This is a genomic window from Candidatus Rokuibacteriota bacterium (genome assembly GCA_030647435.1).
In the GTDB taxonomy this organism is placed as follows: Bacteria; Methylomirabilota; Methylomirabilia; order Rokubacteriales; family CSP1-6; genus AR37.
On sequence record JAUSJX010000002.1, the window covers coordinates 1 to 5,061 of the forward strand.

A 5,061-nucleotide genomic window follows, 5' to 3' on the forward strand; every position below is an offset into this window, starting at 1 on the left:
CGGCGAGCCACCGCATGTAGCCCGCCATCTGACTCTGCTCCCGCCGCTCCGGCGACGGCTCCCAGAGCGCGGCCCCTTCGGTGATCTCCGGCACGGTCTCCTCCGTTCGGAAGGACGGGACGGCCTTCGCCCGCCCGAGCAGTTCGTTGTCGTATCCGTGGCCGCCGGTGTCGGCTCAGTGCCTTTTCCATCGCGCCTAGAACGGCCGTCCTCATCTTATCAAGCACTGCGTCTTCCGGCCGAAGCACAAGTCGAGGGAGGAGCTCGTCGCCCGTTACCTCCTCCGCCCTCCGCTCGCCCAGGACCGCGTGCGCCTCCGCGCCGACGGACGCGTCCTCGTCGGACTCAAGACGGTGTGGCGCGATGGCACGTCCCATCTGTTGTTCGAACCCCTCGAGTTCATGGAGAAGCTCGCGGCCCTCATCCCCCGGCCCGCCGTCAACTTGGTCTTGTACCATGGTGTTCTTGCCCCGCGTGCTCGCCGCCGCTCGCAAGTCGTCCGCTTTGGCCGCCCGGCGCCCGCCCCGACGGCGCACGAGGGTGACGCCCGCCCCCGCGCCGCCGGCACGCCGGGCGCGTGGACCTGGGCCGCCCTGATGCGCCGCGTGTTCGATCTCGATGTTCTCGCCTGCCCGCAATGTGGCGGCCGGCTGCGGCTCATCGCCACGGTGGAGGACCCGGCCGTGGTGGGCAAGATACTTGCGCACCTGGTCCTGCTCCACCCGGCGGACTCTCCGGGGCCGGCCCCGCCTTCGGCCGACCTGCGCGCTGCCGCCCCCTCCCATCAGTAATCCGTCCCAGTCTCGGCGTTGGACTCTGCCCCTGCAGGACGCGTCTTGACTGCCCCACGGTTGCCGGCGCAAGATCGCCGCTGATGACTGGCCCGGCTGGGGGATCACTGATGCGCTACGCGTGGCTCTCTCAGCGCCAGCCACCCGGCCGCCGGGCCCCAGGCCGGGTCGGGTCCAATCGTAAGAACCAAGCGCATTTTGGACCACCGTGCCTGCCACCGTTCGATCAGGAGTTGCCCCCGTCTGCGAGCACCTGCCAACGGAGCTGAGTAGGGACGCGCTGGGCCGGGGCCCTTCGAGTCCCGACGTCGCCGGCGTTCGTCAGGGCGCAGCTGTCGCCCGTCTCGCCATGGCGTATACTTCCGCTCCGTCATGAGCCAAGCACTGGTGGTCGAAAAATTCGGAGTCGGTCAGTCTGTTCCCCGTGTCGAGGATCCTCGCCTGATCCAGGGACTCGGACGCTATTCGGACGATGTGAACCTCCCGCGGCAGCTCTACGCCGTGGTCGTGCGCTCGCCGCACGCGCACGCCCGCATCAGGTCGGTGGACACCGCGGCCGCCAGTGCGGGGCAGGGCGTCCACGCCGTCCTCACCGGAGCCGACCTCGCCGCCGACGGGCTCGGCAATCTGCCCAGCGACGGCAACCGCAAGCGCCGTGACGGATCCCCAGCGTTCAAGACCCCGCGCCCCGCGCTGGCTCCGGGTCGCGTGCGTCACGTCGGTGATCCGGTTGCCCTGGTGGTCGCGGAGACCCCCGAGGCAGCGGTGGACGCCGCCGAGCTCGTGGTCGTCGACTATGAGCCCTTGCCCGTCGTGGGTGCCACGACGGCCGCCACCCGTCCCGATGCCCCGGCCGTCTGGGACGAGGTTCCCGACAACGTGGCCTTCGTCTGGGAGGCGGGCCGGAAGGAGGCCGTGGCCAAGGCTTTCGAGACCGCCCACCACGTGACCCGGGTGGACTTCACGGTCACCCGCGTGGCCGCGGCCGCCATCGAGCCGCGCGGCGCGGTCGGCGACTACGATCGCCGCACCAACCGTTACACCCTCTACACCGGCATCCAAGGGCCCCACGGCCTCCGCTCCATCCTGGCAGAGCAGATCTTCCGGGTGCCCCTCAGCAACATGCGCGTGGTCACGAACGAGGTCGGCGGCAGCTTCGGGATGAAGAGCGGCATGTACCCCGAGATGGCCATGCTCCTGTGGGCGGCCAAGCGTCTGGGACGGCCGGTGAAGTGGACATCGGACCGGCGGGAGGGTTTCGTCACCGACGAGCACGGCCGCGACAACGTCTCCACCGCCGAGCTGGCTCTCGACAAGGGTGGGAAGTTCCTGGCTCTCCGCGTGGCCATCACCCTCAACATCGGCGCCTACCTCACGCCGCGCAGTGCCGGCCCGGGCACCAACAATGTGGGCGGCGTGGCCGGTGTGTATACCACGCCCGCGATCCATGTGCAGACCACGGGCGTCTTCACGAACATGACGCCCACTGGCCCCTACCGGGGGGCCGGACGGCCCGAGGCCACCTACGCCATCGAGCGCGTCATCGACGTGGCCGCGCGCGAGCTCAAGATCGACCGCATCGAGCTGCGCCGCCGGAACCTCATCCCCTCGTCCGCCATGCCGTTCAAGACGGGGCTGGTCTTCACCTACGACTGCGGGGACTTCGGTCGGATTCTGGACATGGCCCTCGAGCAGGCCGACTACAAGGGCTTTGCCCAGCGTCGCGCCGCCGTCCGCTCTCGCGGGAAGCTCCTGGGGATCGGCATCGCCAACCCCATTGAAGTGGCCGGCGGCCCCTACACGGCCGTCAACCCCGACACGGCCGAGGTACGCGTCAACCCAGACGGCTCGGTCCTGGTGTTCTCGGGTTCAACCTCGATGGGCCAGGGCAACGAAACGGCCTTTGCCCAGATCGTCAGCGAGCGGCTGGGTGTCGAGCCCGCGCGTATCCAAGTCCTGTGGGGCGACAGCGACTCCCTCGACGCGGGCCGGGGCAACGGAGGGTCTGGTGCCCTCACCGTCGGGGGCTCGGCCGTACTCGGTGCCACCGACAAGATCATCGACCGCGGCCGGCGCATCGCCGCCCGCATGCTGGAGGCCGCGCCCGAAGACATCGTCTTCCGCGACGGTCACTTCAGCGTGACCGGGACCGATCGCGGCGTGACGCTGGCCAGCGTGGCCCGCACCGCCTACCAACCCCGCCAGCTCCCGTCCGGGATGGAGCCCGGCTTCACCGAGACTTCGGCCTTCACCCCGCCCGCCGTCACCTTCCCCAACGGCTGCCAGGTCTGCGAGGTGGAGATCGACGAGGAGACGGGTGCAGTCCGGATCGTCCGGCACACGGTGGTGGACGATGTCGGCAACATGGTGAACCCCATGCTGGTCGAGGGCCAGATCCACGGGGGCGTGGTCCAGGGCCTCGGCCAGGGGCTGTTCGAGGAGCTGACCTATGAGCCGACCACGGGCCAGCTCCTGGCCGGATCCTTCATGGACTACGCGATGCCCCGGGCCGACGATGTTCCCTTCTTCGACGTGGACTCCCATGAGGTGCCGACCAAGGTGAATCCCCTGGGCGCCAAGGGCGTCGGCGAGGCGGGTACCGTCGGCGCTCTGCCCGCCCTCCTGAACGCCGTGAACGATGCGCTGGCCCCCCTGGGTGTCCGGCACCTCGACATGCCCATGACCCCCGAGCGGGTCTGGCGGGCCATCCGAGAGGCCACGGGGGCACGGTAAGAAAGGCTCGAGCTGGCCGAGAGATGAATTGTCGAGCCGGCAAGCACCGTCAATACCGGCGACGTACAGCGTGAGCCACGGTCAGGGGTGGCGTGTGGATCTGAACATGACGCCTCGTCTTGTGTCTGCACGACCCATTGGCTTGTAGACGCCGGGAAGGAGCCAGCAGGTGGATAAGCTAGCGAGCGGGTACGGGCTGATCGAGGGCCCCGTCTGGGATCCGAGGCGCGGCCTCATCTTCAGCGACGTCCCGAACGGAGGGGTCTACTGCCTCGACCGATCGGGACGGGTCGAGACCGTCGTGGAGCATCGCCGTGGCATCGGGGGCATCGCGCTCCACAAGGACGGCGGGCTCATCGTCTCCGGACGCAACGTCGCCTACAAAGGGCCGGCGACCCGGGATACATTGGTGCTGCTCGACCGCGACGAGCAGCTGGGTATCGTCGGCTTCAACGACCTCACCACGGACACCCGTGGCCGCATCTACGTCGGCTCACTCTGCTCGAGCCCCTTCGACCCTGCGCAGCAACGGAGCCCGAAGCCCGGGTGGCTCCACGTCATCGACACGGACGGATCCTCCCGACGCATCGCGGACAATATCCTGCTCAGCAACGGGCTCGGCTTCTCGCCCGACGGCGCGCGCCTGTATCACTCCGACAGCCGCGCGAACATCGTCGGCGTGTACGACGTGCGCCCGGACGGCAGCGTCGGCCCGCGACGGACGTTGGCGCGCGTGGACGAGGGCATCCCCGACGGGCTCGCTGTCTCCGAGGACGGAGCCGTCTGGGTCGCGGCAGCGCGGGGCGGCGCCGTCGTCGTGTTCGAGCCAGATGGCCGCGAGCGCGAGCGCATCCGCTGCCCGCTGCCGATGGTGACGAGCGTCTGCTTCGGGGGCGACGATCTCAGGGATCTGTACGTCGTGACCGGCGCGGAGGGTGCGGGCAACCCGGACGCCGGGAGCATCTTCCAGCTCCGCGTGGCGGTGGCGGGGCTCCCGGTTCCGCCCGCTCTGGTCAAGCTCCCGTGAGTGCGGGGAGAGGCGCTGGACACCGCCTGCGGGCAGGACAGCGCACCGGTGGCTCACCAGCATCAACGATCGCGAGGGATCCATGGCGGAGGACATCGTGGCGGTGCTCAACGCGTTCCCCGGCTGGGTGAAGGAGATGGGCATCGTCATCCTCACCGCGACGCCCGACGAGGTCACCTGCGCGCTGGAAGTCGGCGAGAAGCATCACCAGGGCTACGGCATCGTCCACGGCGGTGTGCACTCGGGCGTGATCGAGACGCTCGCCTCGATCGGTGCGGCGCTGGTGGCCATGCCGCGCGGCCAGCGGGTGGTCGGCCTCGAGAACAACACATCATTTATCCGCGCGGTCCGCTCGGGCAGGCTCCACGCCAACGCGCGCCCGGTCACCCGCGGTCGCACGAGCCAGGTGTGGGAGGCGTGGATCCGCGACGAGAAGGAGCAGTTGGTCGCGCAAGGCCGGGTGCGGCTGCTGTGCGTCGACGAGGAGCGGGCGCTGGGCTGAGCGGTTGC

Annotated in this window: 4 protein-coding genes; all 4 read left to right on the top strand. The window is 69.6% G+C overall.

The genetic code is table 11. The annotated features are described in order from the left end of the window. Nucleotides 1-218 precede the first annotated feature (218 nt). Nucleotides 219-791, top strand: a complete 573-nt coding sequence (locus tag Q7W02_00150) for a transposase (GenBank protein MDO8474600.1) — start codon at nt 219-221, stop codon at nt 789-791. A 372-nt stretch (nt 792-1,163) separates the two neighbouring features. Continuing rightward, nucleotides 1,164-3,524 (top strand): xanthine dehydrogenase family protein molybdopterin-binding subunit, encoded by a 2,361-nt coding sequence (locus Q7W02_00155; protein ID MDO8474601.1) that lies wholly within the window; start codon nt 1,164-1,166, stop codon nt 3,522-3,524. A 169-nt stretch (nt 3,525-3,693) separates the two neighbouring features. Then, nucleotides 3,694-4,551 carry an SMP-30/gluconolactonase/LRE family protein gene (locus tag Q7W02_00160; GenBank protein MDO8474602.1) on the top strand — a complete coding sequence of 286 codons (858 nt, stop codon included), beginning with the start codon at nt 3,694-3,696 and terminating at the stop codon, nt 4,549-4,551. 82 nt (nt 4,552-4,633) lie between these two features. Then, the gene (locus Q7W02_00165) at nt 4,634-5,053 is read left to right on the top strand and encodes a PaaI family thioesterase (protein MDO8474603.1); all 420 of its coding nucleotides are present in this window, start codon (nt 4,634-4,636) and stop codon (nt 5,051-5,053) included. Nucleotides 5,054-5,061 lie beyond the last annotated feature (8 nt).

Bases quoted from the DNA above. Each gene is read 5' to 3' on its own strand.
- Q7W02_00165 (MDO8474603.1), top strand. From the start codon at position 4,634: ATGGCGGAGGACATCGTGGCGGTGCTCAACGCGTTCCCCGGCTGGGTG.
- Q7W02_00155 (MDO8474601.1), top strand. From the start codon at position 1,164: ATGAGCCAAGCACTGGTGGTCGAAAAATTCGGAGTCGGTCAGTCTGTT.